Origin of the sequence: Rothia sp. HMSC036D11 (assembly GCF_001814205.1) — a bacterium.
Taxonomy (GTDB): Bacteria; Actinomycetota; Actinomycetes; order Actinomycetales; family Micrococcaceae; genus Rothia; species Rothia dentocariosa.
The window spans coordinates 10,408-25,394 of record NZ_KV815300.1; the positions used below are offsets into that span (position 1 = coordinate 10,408).

A 14,987-nucleotide genomic window follows, 5' to 3' on the forward strand; every position below is an offset into this window, starting at 1 on the left:
TCAATGAAAGTCACCCATTTTCATGGGTGAGACAGCACCTAAAAAATATCCAGTAAATTCCTGGTCTCTCAGGTACTTTCGCGAGCGTAGGGACAACCGCTCGTATTATTCAGTCTATCGGAGGCAATCGTTCAGACACAAAACGACTCTGACAAGGTGTTTCACTCACGCGAGCGAAACCCAGGATTTTCGGTAAGTACAAGGTGCTCGCGTTCCTCGAAACAATCCAAAATAAAATACCCCGCACATCCGGCAGAAATAGCGGACAAGCGGGGCATTTATCTTTCTTAACTTAGCGAGTAAGCTTGCGGTGCACCACGCGGTGCGGCTTCGCAGCTTCCGGTCCCAGACGTTCGATCTTGTTTTTCTCGTAAGACTCGAAGTTACCCTCGAACCAGTACCACTGATCCGGATTTTCTTCGGTGCCTTCCCATGCGAGGATGTGGGTTGCCACTCGGTCGAGGAACCAACGGTCGTGGGAGACGACGACGGCGCATCCGGGGAATTCCAGCAGTGCGTTCTCAAGCGACGCTAGGGTTTCCACATCAAGGTCGTTGGTGGGCTCGTCCAGCAGCAGCAGGTTTCCGCCCTGTTTGAGGGTTAGAGCCAGATTCAGGCGGTTACGCTCACCGCCGGAGAGTACACCCGCTTTCTTCTGCTGGTCAGGTCCCTTGAACCCGAACGCCGAAACATAGGCGCGCGAAGGCATCTCAACATTGCCAACCTGAATATAGTCCAGACCGTCCGAGACAACCTCCCACAGGCTCTTTTCGGGATCAATGTTGGAGCGGTTCTGGTCAACATAGGAAATCTTCACGGTTTCGCCGACCTTGAGCGAGCCGCCGTCGAGTTCTTCCAAACCTACGATGGTCTTGAACAGGGTCGATTTACCCACACCGTTCGGGCCAATCACGCCCACAATGCCGTTACGCGGCAGCGAGAACGACAGACCGTTAATGAGCGAGCGCCCGTCGAATCCCTTCTGCAGGTTCTCGGCCTCAATCACCAGGTTGCCCAGGCGTGGTCCAGGCGGAATTTGAATCTCTTCAAAGTCGAGTTTGCGGGTCTTCTCAGCTTCGGCCGCCATCTCTTCGTAACGTGCCAAACGTGCTTTCGACTTCGCCTGACGACCCTTCGAGTTTGAGCGTACCCACTCTAGTTCTTCGTTCAGGCGTTTGGCGAGTTTCGCGTCCTTCTTGCCCTGAACTTCAAGGCGGGCACGCTTCTTCTCAAGGTAGGTGGAGTAGTTGCCTTCGTAAGGGTAGAGGTTGCCGCGGTCAACCTCGGCGATCCATTCGGCAACGTGGTCTAGGAAGTAGCGGTCGTGAGTAATCGCAATGACCGCGCCTTCGTAGGACTGCAGATGCTGCTCAAGCCACAGCACCGATTCTGCGTCTAGGTGGTTGGTGGGCTCGTCGAGTAGAAGCAGGTCTGGTTTCTGCAGCAGGAGCTTGCACAGTGCCACGCGGCGGCGCTCACCGCCGGAGAGGTGGGTGACGGGGGCGTCGGCGGGCGGGCAGCGCAGTGCCTCCATAGCTTGTTCCAGCTGGGAGTCTAGATCCCAGGCGTTTGCGGCGTCGATAGCTTCCTGCAGCTTACCCATTTCTTCCATGAGGGCATCAAAATCGGCGTCAGGTTCAGCCATGAGCGCGGAAATTTCGTTGAAACGGTCCAGCTTCGCCTTGATCTCGCCCACGCCTTCTTCGACGTTGCCGAGCACGGTTTTCTCTTCGTTCAGCGGCGGCTCCTGAAGCAGAATACCTACGCTGTATTCGGGCGAGAGGCGTGCCTCGCCGTTTGAGGGCTGATCCAAGCCAGCCATGATTTTCAGGATGGTCGACTTACCGGCGCCGTTGGGACCAACCATACCAATCTTGGCGCCCGGGAAGAACGACATGGAAACGTCGTTAAGAATGACCTTATCGCCCACAGTTTTGCGGGCTTTGGTCATCGTGTAAATAAATTCAGCCATAGTGTTCTATTCTACCGTGATTCTTTGGATGCGCACGCGGTTTTCGCCGCAGATTTTACGGGTATATTCCTTCTGGGTTTTCGACGTTCTACAGATGTGAACCGCCCCGGCGGTTTGGTTTTGGTTTTCTCTAACCTTGAGTCCTTTCACTACGATGTAACAGCCGTTAGACTCGAAGGTATGGGTACACCAAATTCTCGCGAGATAACCGCCGAAGACCTCCATAAGGTTGTCGATCAGATTGCGCTTACTATGCCGTTGGCTACCTCCGATCAGCCTTTCGGTCCGCGCAACACGGTGTACCGCATTAGCGGCAAAATTTTTGCTATGTACACAGACGGTATCGGCTACCCGATCGTGAATCTGAAGACCGACCCCGAAGAATCCGAGGTTCTGCAGCGCATGTACCCAAGCATTATTCCAGGGTGGCATATGAATAAACGGCATTGGATTTCGGTCGGCGCAGGCAAGGGTGTTACGCGCCAGCTTCTTGAAGAGCTCATCGAAGATGCTTACCTGCGTATTATGTACGCCCTGCCCAAGGCAAAGCGCCCTATCGAATTCCGCGAGCGCCCGGTTCCCGAAAAACATTAGATACTGCAGGCTCACATGTATATTCCTGCCAGCGATCCCGTTCTTTTTCTGAAGCTTTCTGCTGATTACAATTATGCATACATGGCGCATGGACGTACCGGCGGGGTGGTCTTGCGCGCCTATGATAGGTTTCAGAGGGCGCATGCTCTCGGTATTCCTGCGGTTCCGTGGGGTTTTTCATGCCCTGAGAAAACGGTTCGGCACATTCGCCAGGAAATTCTATGTGCCCGTAAGCTAGGCGGTGAGCTGGAAATTTTGATGATCTATCGTGAGCCTGATCTGCCGGTTATTCCGGCGCCCGAATCGCACGGTTTTGAGAGGCGTGATGATGTTCCTCAGCTGATGCCTTCCGAGTTGCGTGATAGTTGGTTGGATGCCGGTTTTTCGGCGGAACGTCACGGTAGTTTAGAGGACCGGATGCTTGCTCTCGCTCAGGTAGAGGAATTTACTGACCCTGAACCTCTAGATCTTGCCCGCTATGAGCATACGAGTACTCACCGCCCGTTATCATTCTCGATGCGCGGCTCGCTCTCCCGTGCCTTGGGCAGTAGGTATAAGCCTGCGGAGGATCCGGGTGCTCCGAGTAAGATTTATTGGGTTCAGGGGCGCGCCGTTGTATACGATATTCTCGACTTTGAACGTTTTAGCCCATAACTGTAAGGGGCTTCAACGCATGCAACGGTGCTGCGTATTAGGAGTCTTCCGGTTTAGTCTGCTTGACGAGATTTGGGGAAATGCACACCGCGCTCGGCAAGAAAACGCCGGTCTTTCTTATCCCAATTTTCTTCAGGGTACGCTGCAAAAAGGTCGGGGCGGCGACTCATGGTACGTTCAATCTGCTGCTCACGCCGCCACCTGGCAATAGCACCGTGATTGCCCGACAGCAGGATAGGCGGAACCTCGTAGTCGCGCCACTGCGCCGGTTTCGTGTACACCGGGTACTCCAAAAGCCCGCCGGTGTGCGACTCTTCTGCAAGAGATTCTGGGTTTCCCAATGCCCCGGGAATTAGCCGAGTAATAGCCTCTATCATCGCCATCACCGCAACTTCTCCACCGTAGAGCACATAGTCCCCCATCGAAACGGGAAACACGCGGAAGCGGGTTTGTGCCCAGTCGAGTACCCGTTCATCAATACCTTCATAACGCGCGGGAGCAAACGCAATATGCTGTTCCTCAGCGAGTTCATAAGCCATTTGCTGGTTAAAAACCGCGCCCGCCGGGGAAGGAACAATCAGGAGAGGACGATTATCCTGCGCAGGCACGAGTTTCTGAGGACTCGAATTTTCCTCTACTCTTTCTCGCTGTTCTTCCGGCTCATCGCGATTATTTTCATGGTGCTCCTCCTCCGCCCGCTGCGGTGAATTCGCAAGCACTTCATCAAGCGCAAGCCCCCAAGGTTCCGGTTTCATGACCATACCAGCACCGCCGCCGTAGGGAGTATCATCAACCGTGTGGTGACGGTCGAAGGTATAGTCACGCAGATTATGCACACGCAGATCGACCAAACCGTTTTCGCGGGCTTTCCCTACCAGCGAGAGGTCTAACGGTGTCAAGTACTCGGGAAAAATAGTGATAACGTCGTAGCGCACGGGCTACTCCCCCGTATTTTCTGAGTTCGATGCGGCAGATTCTGCTTCAGCCACGTTGATAAGACCGGGTGGCGGGGTCAGAAGCACGAAACCGGGTTCGCCCTCAGCGGTGGTCACAACTTCAGGAACGATCTCTTCGACGAAGGGAATCATAATCTCGTCACCGCCGTGCTCGGCAGTAAGTTTAACGAGCAGTATATCCTGCGCGGGCATGGTCTGCAGACCGGTAACCTTCCCCAGAGGCTTCCCCGCTTTAGGATTATTGACGGGGTTCTCCCCCTCAGGAACCTTCATCAGAAGATATACGGGCAGGTTCACGAGTTCCTGTTCGTAGAAGCCTTCATCATCTTCGTCCTCGGGAACCTCAAACATCAAGCGGCTGCCCCGCAGCTCTTCCGCTTGGTTGCGGGTAGTGACTTCCTCAAAACGCACCACCAGAATCTTCTTATTCCAACGATGCCCCGCTACTTTAAGCCTGCCCGTTGGTGCAACAGTAGCCACAGGGCTCTTCGGGGTAAAGTTTTCCAAGTCGAGAACTTCTCCGGGGGCAAAGCGCTCCTCGGGGATATCTGTGAAGAGTTGAACCGTAACTTCACCACGAATACCGTGCGGTTTGCCGATGCGCGCAACCAAAACCTGCATGTTGTAAACCTCTGGGAAAACTGGGGCTTGTAGACACCTAATATTCTACCGGCAGGTCCGAAAAAGCGCAGACTCTCACAAGCTTTGGAGGTACCTGTCTGCTGTGCAATTACCTGATGAAAATTCTCACGGTTAAAGCAGAACGTTCCAACACCTTTTCGGTGGTGGAACGCTCTTGATGCTATATCAGCTAACGTTTTCTGTCGGTGTCGATAATATCGATCCGAACCTGATCGCCCTCAGAAATCGCATCCATCACGGTGCGAATGCTCTTAGCGGTTCGGCCCGAACGACCAATCACTCGACCCAAATCATCGGGATGTACCCGAACCTCCAGCGTCTCGCGATGGCGCTGCTGGCGCAAACGCACTTTCACATCGTCCGGATGCTCGACAATCCCTCGAACCAAGTGCTCGAGTGCATCAGCCAACATAATTACTCAGCTGCTTCCTCGGCAGCCTCTGCTTCAGCTTCAGCAGGAGCTTCCTCGGTTGCTTCCTCAGCCTTATCGGCCTTGGGGGTGATAGCCTCAGGAAGAATAACGGAGCCCTTCTGGGGAACGACGAATTCAGCCTTAGGCTCAACGGGCTTGATGCTGTTCTCAGCCTTCTCGCCCTTGAAAGTTGCCCAGTCACCTGAGAGCTTCAGCAGAGCCAAAACCTGTTCGGTCGGCTGTGCGCCAACAGACAGCCAGTACTGAGCACGCTCAGAGTTAATCTCGATACGCGAGGGCTGCTCGGTCGGGTGGTAGATACCGATCTCTTCGATAGTCTTACCATCACGCTTCACGCGAGAATCCGCAATCACAATACGGTAGCGAGGATCGCGGATCTTACCCATACGCTTGAGACGAATTTTAACAGCCACTGTAGTGGTTACTCCTGTTTCAATACTTGGTGCGAAACCGCGCTTCAGCGCCCGTGGGGCGGGCCGTTCACGAAGTCTCTATGGACACAACAAAGCGCGAAGAGAGGGGTCACGCAATGTCGGGTACTCAGATAGGGTAACAAATAGGGCGATTTAAATCTAGCGGATCCCCGCGTTTTCGGGCATATGTCGCTGTTATAGCGTTAATCGTCGGAGCTTATCTCAAGAACTTCGCCGGTTTCTAGGGCTTTCAAGGCTTCTTGCAGCCGCCTCACCATCGCCGGGCGCACGTAATCGCCCAAGTTTTCACCGGCCACCCACTCATAGGTCACCAGTTCATCATTCTGCAAAGTAATGGGGGTGTCGCGGGGAATAACGCCCGCATCGTACATGTAATATGTGGAGTCGCCCCATACACCTAATGCGAGCCCATGGAAAATAGCCACCAAACGACCCGGAGTCAGGGTAAGCCCCAGCTCCTCCTGAACCTCACGGAAACATCCCGTTTTCGGTGCCTCGCCCGACTCGACGGTTCCGCCCGGAAGAATCCAGCCGTCCTTGTAGTTCGGCTTCACCACAAGTAGTTCGCCTTCTTCATTGCGAATAAGCGCTCCGGCGGCAAGTCGACGTGTTGGAAGTGTTGCAATAAAAGCTACCAGTTCCTCATGGCTTAAATATGTATCTTTCATAGATTCCGCTTTCGTCTGTACTTAAGCATGGTTCTTGCAAGCGTTGAAGGTTTTAAGAGAAGAACTTACGGACGGTACGACGTACCCTCTCCCCCAGCTCTGTGGCGGACGAAGTATCTGACGTGGAACTCGCGGCCTGCGAGCAGGCTTTGCGGGACTTACGCGGAGCTTCCACATAGATGCCGTCACGCAGGTCATCAACCAAGGTTCGTCGGTGCAACCCCTCCGACGATGCGCCCTGCGGGTTATCGCCCTGGCGCACGAGCTCCGCGTTTACGGGAGCGTCTGAAGCTTCTTTACTGCGATGCTCATCAAGTTTCTCGCCAGCAAGCCGAGCGAGACGAGGCGCTAAGAGAATCTCACTCGTGCCGCCAGCTGCGAGAACAGTGCTCAGAGCTGTCAAAATTGGGGCGTTCTTACCCTGCGCTTTTTTGCGACGCGCAACAGTCCAAAACACGGTTGCCAGCCCCAACTGCGCGGTACCGTCCACCCGAAAAACACGGGTAAGCAAACGATTTTTGGGATCTTTTCCAGCAGAAGTCTCACCAGGCGATTCCGAGTGTGCGGGCTGAACTGTATGCGTTGAAGAGTTCGTCTCAACGACCGCTTTGCCTGATGCACCGCTAGGACTATACGCATCCACACGCGGACTTGAGGAAGGCTTTTTCATCAAAGACTCTTTCTGCTGATTATCACGTTGTTTGGTGGTACCCACATGAGTATATTCGTAAGGAATCTCGCCGCTTTGAGACGCAGCAAGCCACTCCGCAAGAGTCACACGGCGGTTTGTAGCTACCAGACGATAGCTACGTTTTAAAGCCTCTATATCGGGAAGTTTATCGGACTGGTAATGCGCAGACAGTGAGTTATCGTCACTCTGTGCCGGATCCATGTCTGCTTGAGACGAACTTTCGTCATGAGGTGCCGCCAGCAATTCAGCAGGGTCTTCGCCAAATACACGAGCGGTTCCAATAGCACCGATCTCAAGCCCTTCCGTCGGTACCGCTGCCAGCTCAACGGGAACGTGCAGTAGCTGAAGCACCGATTCGAGAGCAAGAGTGTTCTTCGTATCTCGCAGATAGCTTTCAAGGCGCCTTCCCGCAGAAGTTCCAGAAGGAACACCGAAAAGCAGGGAAAGCTCAACAATAGAGCGAGTAAGCTCGTCTTGGTCCAGACCAAAAGGTTCAGGCGGCAAACCTGGCAGACTCGTCAGAATATCTTCTAAAGAGCCCTCATAAGAATCGCAATGTTCACGAGTCATAGTTCGTGTGAGAGTCTTCGGAACAGACTGCCAGAAGAACTCCAGAATGGTCGAGTCCTTCTCCTCCGGCTCGCCCAACATCCAGGCAGGTGCGTTCTCGTTCTGCTCTAGCTCTTGAGGGGCCTCCATAAAGATGAGATGCTGTTGATGCGCATTCCCCTCCGCAATCAAGGCATGACACTTTGCTTCGGCGATAACAGCCAAAATGTCATGCGGATCGCCGCTAATAATCGTCCATGTTCCTGCCGGGGCTGCGACAATCTGGCGTTCCGGCTGGGTGAGGAGCATGCTGGTGAGTGCATCCAGGTTAATATCTAGAAGCGCCGCGGCATCGCCATCAACTAAAAATTCGATCTGGTAAACATCATGCGGTACCGGTACCCACATCCCGGGTTCTTCTTCAAGAGCAATACCGGTTACTGGCATGCGTTCAAGAAGCCACTCAACGTATTCTTCCAAGGGCTCACCCTTGCGAATCTGTCCGTGTGCCACATGCAAAACGTTCAGATAACCTGCGGGATTAAGCGAACACAAAACATATATCTGAACCTCACGCTCACCCATCTCATAGGCAATAAGTTCGGGCCGTTCCCGAGTCAGCTCTATAAGAGCCTGAATTACATCATGATCGCTGGCGGCGCGCGCCAACATGCGGCGACGGTGCAGGTTCTCATCCTCAACATCAGAAAAAGTCACATCAAAGATCTCTTCGGGAGAACCCGCATGGTCATGCCGAGGAGCCGAATAATGTTCTCCGTCTTCCTCGGAGCTATCCGGGTCTTGGGGAGCCGGAGTATCCTGCCACATCTGGTTAAGTTCTTCGACCGTCAGATCATCATGGGCTAGTGAGGCAGCAACATCATCTACTTCACGCGGATCAATGCGGTGTTCTTTCTCCTCATGAAGTTGTTTCGCCCGCCGGATCAGGTCAATAATAGCGCTCGCAACATCCGCAGTTTCAGGACCAGTATCATCACTAGAGTCACTAGAATAGACCACTTTAGAACCGGCGATGTCGGGGGTGTTTTCACCATACTCTAAAGACAGGCGAACCCATAAATAATCCGGGACAGTGCCATTTTGACTGGCAGATGCCTCCGGCTTGGTGTAAGTCCAAGGGTTGGCAGTTTCATGGCGCTCACGACCGTTCTGTTCAGCGCCGCCCTGCGCCGAGTCTCGGTGATGTTGCTCGTTGTTCTGCATTCTTCCCCTTAATAGCGTTCTGCCGTTTGCCTCATCTGCCCCGCTACTAACACCGTAAAGCCTTCTGCTAATTAGTAGGCGCAGTTCACATTTAGGGCATCGCCGGTGAGAAACGGCGTTACGAATCATCGGATGCACACTGTAGAGATCTGCATTCCACGCCTATCAATCGGATCCGTTTTCTCATGCAGGTTTTCAGCCTGCAGCACGTGACCTGATGGTGTGTGTCATAGGCGCGGTATTATCGAATCCTCTATACCAGAGTAACGCGTATGTCTTCATGATGTGTGAATACGGAGTGAGTCGTCTTCATACACCGGTAAATTCTTGTCAAACAACGTTCACGATGTTTGACGACTCCTTCATAAAGCCGCCAGAACACCGCGAACACCATTTCACAGTCCCTCTACTGTAGGAACTTCTCAAAGCCCTTCGGCAGATTCATCTTCGAAAGATCAAGATCTTCTTGCTGCTGCGCCTGCTGCCCGAAAGCCGCACCCTGGCGTGCCTTCTGAGCGGCAAGTGCCTCTGCCTCTTGCTGCTTACGCTTCATGGGGTTGCCTGAGCGACCCGCCTTCTTCTTGTTATTATTTTTCTTATTCTTTTTACGGTTACTTCCGCCAGCCGCGGCCATACCGGGCATCTGCATGCCGCCGGGCATACCAGACATCTTGCCGGTGGCAAGCTTCTTCATCATCTTCTGTGCCTGAGCAAAACGCTCCATGAGCTGATTCACCTCAGAAACAGTCACGCCCGAACCTTTCGCGATACGCGCACGGCGTGAACCGTTAATGATCTTCGGTGCCACACGTTCATGCGGGGTCATCGAACGTACAATAGCTTCGACGCGGTCAATTTCGCGTTCATCAAAAGACTCTAGCTGCTGGCGCATCTGGGCGGCACCGGGCATCATCATGAGAAGTTTCTTCATGGAACCCAGCTTGCGAATCTGCTGCATCTGCGCCAAGAAATCATCAAAGGTGAAATCTTCCTGATCAATGAATTTCTTGGCCATGCGGTCGGCTTCTGCCTTATCCCACGTGGCCTCTGCCTGCTCGATCAGAGTGAGCACATCGCCCATATCCAGAATGCGGCTGGCCATACGGTCGGGGTGGAACTGCTCGAAGTCATCCACGTTCTCACCCGTGGATGCGAACATAATCGGTTTGCCGGTAACCGAAGCAACGGAAAGAGCCGCACCACCGCGAGCATCGCCGTCGAGTTTGGAGAGCACTACGCCGGTAAAGTCCACACCCTCGTTGAAGGCATTTGCGGTATTCACGGCGTCCTGACCGATCATCGCATCGATTACGAAGAGGACTTCTTGAGGCTCAATAGCATCGCGGATATTACGCGCCTGCTGCATGAGTTCAGCATCCACACCCAAACGGCCTGCAGTATCAACGATCACCACGTCATGGAGCTTCGCACGCGCTTCAGCAACGCCATCTCGTGCAACCTGCACAGGATCGCCAGTAGGGGTATCAAATTCACTGGTCACACCCGGGTGAGGCGCGAAAACGGGTACGCCCGCACGCTCACCCACAACCTTCAGCTGGGTTACCGCGTTTGGGCGCTGCAAATCAGATGCCACCAGGATGGGGGTATGCCCCTGCCCCTTGAGCCACTTCGCGAGTTTACCCGCCAGCGTGGTTTTACCGGCACCCTGCAGACCAGCCAGCATAATAATGGTAGGACCGGTCTTCGCCATATTAATACGGCGAGTCTGCCCGCCCAGAATAGTAATAAGCTCTTCGTTAACAATCTTGACGATCTGTTGTGAAGGGTTGAGTGCCTCTGAGACCTCAGCGCCGAGGGCACGCTCTTTAATATGTGCAGCGAATTCACGGACAACAGGCACGGCGACGTCCGCATCCAGCAGGGCGCGGCGAATTTCGCGGACGGTTGCGTCAATGTCTGCCTCAGAGAGGCGGCCCTTGCCACGCAGGTTTTTAAAGGTTGCCGTCAAACGGTCAGAGAGAGAATTGAACACGAGCCGTGATCACTTTCTTATCGTCGAGGAAACGGACTGCACCCAGCTTGAAACCAAGATGGTCGCCCATTTTTAAGATGCTTACTCAATCTCCAAGGATACAGGATGTGCCAAGATCTGCTGTCGATGACACCCTCCGATGAGCGTTTGGCGAAACTGTATACAATACGCAGTTAGATAATAAAGGTATGGATTTTCGAACGGCAACTGCAAGATATCAGTACGGTGTGCGAGCTTCGGCACTAATCGTACACGCCGGTAAGCTCTTGGCCTACAGTCACGACGGCAAATATTTTGTGCCCGGCGGCGCTGTGCAGGTTGGTGAGCACAGCGCGGATGCGGTGCGTCGCGAAGTACGCGAAGAACTAGGCATCGACTGCACGGTTCGGCAGCTTGCGTTCGTAGGAGAGCACCTTTTCACAGTGCACGGTTTACCGAATCACCGCATTGAATTTCACTACCTCGTGGAGGTTGATTCTGAAGCGGTTCCGATAACCACCTGTGAAGAGGAGCATCGCTACCCCTGTGTCTGGCTGCCGCTCGATTCCCTGGCGGATTATCCGCTCAAACCAGAGTTTCTCGTGCACGAACTGCCGCAGTGGAACGGAAAACTCAAGCACCTGGCAACCTACGAATAGAGTGTTCTGGCGAGTGAATGCACAAACCGGGAGTGTTTTCTTCATCTGGTAACAATTTAAGATGAAGAAAACACTCCCGCTTCTTAAGACTCGAAGGATACTGTGTACTTGAAATACTCAGCCACCAAGCAACGCATCCTGCGCTAAGTCTTCAGCCTCACGCATAATGCGTATACGGGCTTTTTCCTGTGCTTTTGGCGGATACTTATATTTATTGAAGATACGCTTGAGTTTAACCCGGAATGCTGCACGCTCCTGTCCGCTCTCCAGCCAACGCTTGGGTAGCTTCTGAATCACAGCAGAAATATCCCTAGTGATTTTCCCCAGGACATCATCATCTAAGATTTCCTCAGGAGATGCACTTGCCTTGAGCGCGTCAAAGAGAGCCGTTTCTGCTTCAGTGAAACCGAGCGCTTCTCCACGAGCTATATCGGCCCGAAGCTCCTTTTCAAAATGAGCCAAAGCGGTCATAGTTTCCGCCAGAGTTGTGACTCCGCGGTTATAGCGTTCAACTACTTGTTTGAGCTTGTCACCGAAGTATTCCTGCCGAGTACGGTTTTTCCCGGCAACGTCCTGAATACGCTGCATCATAGCCCGCTCGGCGGTTTCTACTGCGAGAGTTGGTGTAGAAGTTTTGGCGATCCTTTTCAAGTTTTCTTCGTTGAGCTCTCGAATATTGATGTGTTCGTTGCCATCTGCCAACGTCACCAAAATAGTGTCTCGGCTTTCGAGCATGCTCTCTGCCAGTAAGCGCAGCTCATGCATAGCATTTTCAGGAGTTTGAGTACGCCCTTTAATACGTTCTTCGCCCAGGACTGCTTTAATGCTGTTCAAGACTGCTCGTAAAAATTCAATTTCGTCAGTTCGCTCAAGCACACGCTTAACATACTCGTTTTCAGTAGCTTGCTTGATATGCCGGTAGGTACGCTCCATGGTGATCAGTCGCGCCATAATTCGAGCATAACGGCGCTGGTCATCCGGCATATCGGGGTTGCTCTGTTCGTTCCTACGAAACTCTAAAATACTGTTACATACGCCCAACACCACGTTTAAACGTCGTGCCCCGTTGACATTCTGGTGCACTTGCTCTATCCAGTTTCGCTGTCCTAATAGGTTCCGCAGCTGGTCGAGAATATCAAGCAACTGGAAAGATTTAATACGCAAGCTTTCGTCGGCAGCGTTTTCAACCGGATTACGTTCATCGTCAGCATACCGTTCCAATGCTTCAGAGAGATTCTTTTGAAGCGGTAAGTAGCTCACGATGAGGCCTGCGCTTTTCCCTTGAAAACGTCGGTTAATACGGGCTATGGTCTGCATCAGGTTATGTCCGCTCTGGGATTTATCCATATAGAGCGTATGCATAACTGGAGCATCAAAACCGGTGAGAAGCATATCGCTTACTATGACCAGTTCAAGGGGGTCCTTGGGGTCCCTAATACGTGCTTGCAATTCTCGTGACTGTTTTTTGATACGTGCGAACCGAGCCATTTCAGGTCCTTCAGAAGCAGGACCACGAGAATACATAACCTGAATTTTACCGGTATGTACATCCTCACCGTTACGCTCCGGCGCCCAATCAGGGCGTATCTCTACGATAGCATCGTACAGTTTTGAGGCGTGCTCACGGCATGACGTGACTATCATACCTTTTCCATACACCCCTAACTCTTCCTCCATGTTTTCACGTCGCGTTTCCCAATGAGACACGATGTCTTGAGCAACTTGTTTAAGGCGATCTTTTGAAATCAGAAGCTCTTTTAAGCGAGCGACATTTTTAGCTATGTCTAGGCGTTGCTCTTCATCAAGGTCTTCAGTGATCTGCTCGGCGAGCGCAGTGATAGTCTCTTCGCTCTCGCCATCACGTAAGGCTAGAGGAATATAGCGAGAATCGTAGTAAAGCGGTACTGTAGCTCCTTCCGCTACGGCGCGGTCGATGCTATACACATGAATATAATCACCAAATACATGAACAGTTGAGCCGGTAGTATTGTCGATAGGAGTACCGGTGAAGGCAATATATTTAGCGTGTGGCAGGGCACGATTAATGTTATTAGCATAACCGTCATCTAAGCTGCCGTAGTGGGAGCGGTGCGCCTCATCGACAATGAGCACGATGTTCTCACGGTCTGAAAGCAACGGAAACTCTTGGTGTTTCTGCTTGTCGCTTTCCGTTAGACCAAATTTTTGTAACGTGGTGAAGTAGATCCCTCCTGCTTGGCGACCTTTAAGTTCTAGGCGCAGTTCATCCCGGCTTTGAATGCGTTGAGGCTGGTCAGTGAGAAGCTGGTCTTTGCGGAAGGTGGAATAAAGCTGATCGTCAAGGTCAGTCCGGTCAGTAACCACCACAATGGTGGGGTTGTGCATGCGTTTATGAGCCATGATGGCACGGGCATAAAACAGCATGGTATATGACTTACCGGAACCCTGAGTGTGCCATACAACGCCCACACGTCCTTTTTCTCCCCGTCCCGTGGGCACGTTGATGGTGTTTGTGAGTGCTTTCTCAACCGCGAAGTATTGGTGAGACATAGCAATAATCTTCGTGAGGTGGCTCTGCCCAGCCTTGCCTTCGTTCTGCACAAAAAGAGTGTATTTGAAGAGCATATCAAGCAGAATATCTGGGTTTCCAAGCGAGTCGAGCATACGATCCAATGTCGTGTATGTCTGCCCATCAACTTCTTCGAGAACAGGGGTTTCAGTACCACTAGGTGTATAGTTCCAGGGCGCTAAGTACTGATACGGTGTGAAAGGAGTTCCATACATGGAGGTAATCCCATCACTCATAATGTTCAGAATATTGAAGGTAAATGCTTGAGGGAAGTAGGTGCTGTAGGTATTAAGTTGCTGGTAGGCATCTTCAATAGTTGAGTTACTTGCTCCGGGATTTTTAAGTTCGATAATCCCAACGGGTAATCCGTTGCAGTAAAGCACTACGTCAAATCGGTATTCTCGCTCACGTTCTTTGATAATCACCTGCTGTACCGCCAACCATTCATTATCGTCCGCATCGCGGCTGACGATACGGGCTGTATGGGTCTGTTGCGATCCATCAGCTGCAGTCATCTCAATCTTCACCCCTTCGGTCATGTACCGGTAGGCTCGCATATTTTCTGAGATGAGGTCATTACTTTGGACAGTGGTTACTTTGGTGAATACCTCCTGTAATTTTTCAGGGGGTAGCCACGGGTTGAGAACGCTAATCGCCTCTTTGAGAGCGCCAGGAATCAGGATGGAGTGGTAACTTTCACGAGCATGCTCAGGCATGGTGAAGGGCAGGATAGACTCTTGAGCAGACCGACGCTCTGACGGATCAGTGAAGGGTGCTATAGCTGTACCGTCGGTAATTTTCCAGCCCAGATCATGGAGATCTGAAAGAACGCGTATTTCCCAATCTTTTTCAAGCATATTACTAATGGTTCCCTTCGTTTTGAGTTTATTGCTTGCATCTGAAGCGGTGTTTGAGCCTATATTCTCAGTGTGGCAGGTTGTACCTTGGTACCCAAGTAGCGTCTGAGTTACCCGGGGGTAACACTAGAAGA

Annotated in this window: 12 protein-coding genes; 3 read left to right on the forward strand and 9 right to left on the reverse strand. The window is 52.4% G+C overall.

The genetic code is table 11. The annotated features are described in order from the left end of the window. Positions 1-292 precede the first annotated feature (292 nt). Positions 293-1,972 carry an energy-dependent translational throttle protein EttA gene (gene ettA, locus HMPREF2958_RS05140; RefSeq protein WP_013399225.1) on the reverse strand — a complete coding sequence of 560 codons (1,680 nt, stop codon included), beginning with the start codon at positions 1,970-1,972 and terminating at the stop codon, positions 293-295. 180 nt (positions 1,973-2,152) lie between these two features. Between ettA and HMPREF2958_RS05145 the strand changes: the two genes are divergently transcribed. Beyond that, positions 2,153-2,566: an MmcQ/YjbR family DNA-binding protein gene (locus tag HMPREF2958_RS05145; protein ID WP_070697389.1), complete on the forward strand. Its 414-nt coding sequence runs from the start codon at positions 2,153-2,155 to the stop codon at positions 2,564-2,566. A gap of 15 nt (positions 2,567-2,581) precedes the next feature. Beyond that, on the forward strand, positions 2,582-3,220 hold the full coding sequence (locus HMPREF2958_RS05150) for a hypothetical protein (protein ID WP_070697112.1): 639 nt from the start codon (positions 2,582-2,584) through the stop codon (positions 3,218-3,220). Positions 3,221-3,273: 53 nt separating this feature from the next. Here the strand turns inward: HMPREF2958_RS05150 and trmD are convergent, their stop codons facing one another. The 7 genes from trmD to ffh all read right to left on the reverse strand — a co-directional run bounded on the left by trmD (position 3,274) and on the right by ffh (position 10,810). Further along, complete coding sequence (gene trmD / locus HMPREF2958_RS05155; protein ID WP_070697114.1) at positions 3,274-4,155, reverse strand: tRNA (guanosine(37)-N1)-methyltransferase TrmD; 882 nt, start codon at positions 4,153-4,155, stop codon at positions 3,274-3,276. Between the two features lie 3 nt (positions 4,156-4,158). Beyond that, entirely contained in the window at positions 4,159-4,797 is a 639-nt protein-coding gene (gene rimM / locus HMPREF2958_RS05160; RefSeq protein ID WP_048755263.1) for a ribosome maturation factor RimM, read from the reverse strand. Between the two features lie 190 nt (positions 4,798-4,987). Next, a complete protein-coding gene (locus HMPREF2958_RS05165) occupies positions 4,988-5,230 on the reverse strand; it encodes an RNA-binding protein (protein WP_004004867.1) in 243 nt (80 codons plus the stop codon). Positions 5,231-5,232: 2 nt separating this feature from the next. Then, positions 5,233-5,664: a 30S ribosomal protein S16 gene (gene rpsP / locus HMPREF2958_RS05170; RefSeq protein WP_013399230.1), complete on the reverse strand. Its 432-nt coding sequence runs from the start codon at positions 5,662-5,664 to the stop codon at positions 5,233-5,235. 203 nt (positions 5,665-5,867) lie between these two features. Continuing rightward, positions 5,868-6,353: an NUDIX domain-containing protein gene (locus HMPREF2958_RS05175; RefSeq protein ID WP_070697116.1), complete on the reverse strand. Its 486-nt coding sequence runs from the start codon at positions 6,351-6,353 to the stop codon at positions 5,868-5,870. A 52-nt stretch (positions 6,354-6,405) separates the two neighbouring features. Then, positions 6,406-8,817: a hypothetical protein gene (locus tag HMPREF2958_RS05180; protein ID WP_070697118.1), complete on the reverse strand. Its 2,412-nt coding sequence runs from the start codon at positions 8,815-8,817 to the stop codon at positions 6,406-6,408. Positions 8,818-9,223: 406 nt separating this feature from the next. Beyond that, complete coding sequence (gene ffh, locus HMPREF2958_RS05185; RefSeq protein ID WP_013399233.1) at positions 9,224-10,810, reverse strand: signal recognition particle protein; 1,587 nt, start codon at positions 10,808-10,810, stop codon at positions 9,224-9,226. Positions 10,811-10,998: 188 nt separating this feature from the next. On the opposite strand from ffh, the gene HMPREF2958_RS05190 reads away from it, so the two are divergent. Beyond that, positions 10,999-11,448, forward strand: coding sequence for an NUDIX hydrolase (locus tag HMPREF2958_RS05190; RefSeq protein WP_070697120.1), 450 nt, complete (start codon positions 10,999-11,001; stop codon positions 11,446-11,448). Between the two features lie 117 nt (positions 11,449-11,565). Here HMPREF2958_RS05190 and HMPREF2958_RS05195 read toward each other — a convergent pair whose 3' ends face one another. Continuing rightward, positions 11,566-14,853: a type I restriction endonuclease subunit R gene (locus tag HMPREF2958_RS05195; protein WP_070627884.1), complete on the reverse strand. Its 3,288-nt coding sequence runs from the start codon at positions 14,851-14,853 to the stop codon at positions 11,566-11,568. Positions 14,854-14,987 lie beyond the last annotated feature (134 nt).

What these genes read in the sequence shown, in the direction of transcription:
- ettA (WP_013399225.1), bottom strand. Translation starts at nt 1,972, where the DNA reads ATGGCTGAATTTATTTACACGATGACCAAAGCCCGCAAAACTGTGGGC.
- HMPREF2958_RS05145 (WP_070697389.1), top strand. Translation starts at nt 2,153, where the DNA reads ATGGGTACACCAAATTCTCGCGAGATAACCGCCGAAGACCTCCATAAG.
- HMPREF2958_RS05150 (WP_070697112.1), top strand. Translation starts at nt 2,582, where the DNA reads ATGTATATTCCTGCCAGCGATCCCGTTCTTTTTCTGAAGCTTTCTGCT.
- rimM (WP_048755263.1), bottom strand. Translation starts at nt 4,797, where the DNA reads ATGCAGGTTTTGGTTGCGCGCATCGGCAAACCGCACGGTATTCGTGGT.
- HMPREF2958_RS05165 (WP_004004867.1), bottom strand. Translation starts at nt 5,230, where the DNA reads ATGTTGGCTGATGCACTCGAGCACTTGGTTCGAGGGATTGTCGAGCAT.
- HMPREF2958_RS05175 (WP_070697116.1), bottom strand. Translation starts at nt 6,353, where the DNA reads ATGAAAGATACATATTTAAGCCATGAGGAACTGGTAGCTTTTATTGCA.
- HMPREF2958_RS05180 (WP_070697118.1), bottom strand. Translation starts at nt 8,817, where the DNA reads ATGCAGAACAACGAGCAACATCACCGAGACTCGGCGCAGGGCGGCGCT.
- HMPREF2958_RS05190 (WP_070697120.1), top strand. Translation starts at nt 10,999, where the DNA reads ATGGATTTTCGAACGGCAACTGCAAGATATCAGTACGGTGTGCGAGCT.
- HMPREF2958_RS05195 (WP_070627884.1), bottom strand. Translation starts at nt 14,853, where the DNA reads ATGCTTGAAAAAGATTGGGAAATACGCGTTCTTTCAGATCTCCATGAT.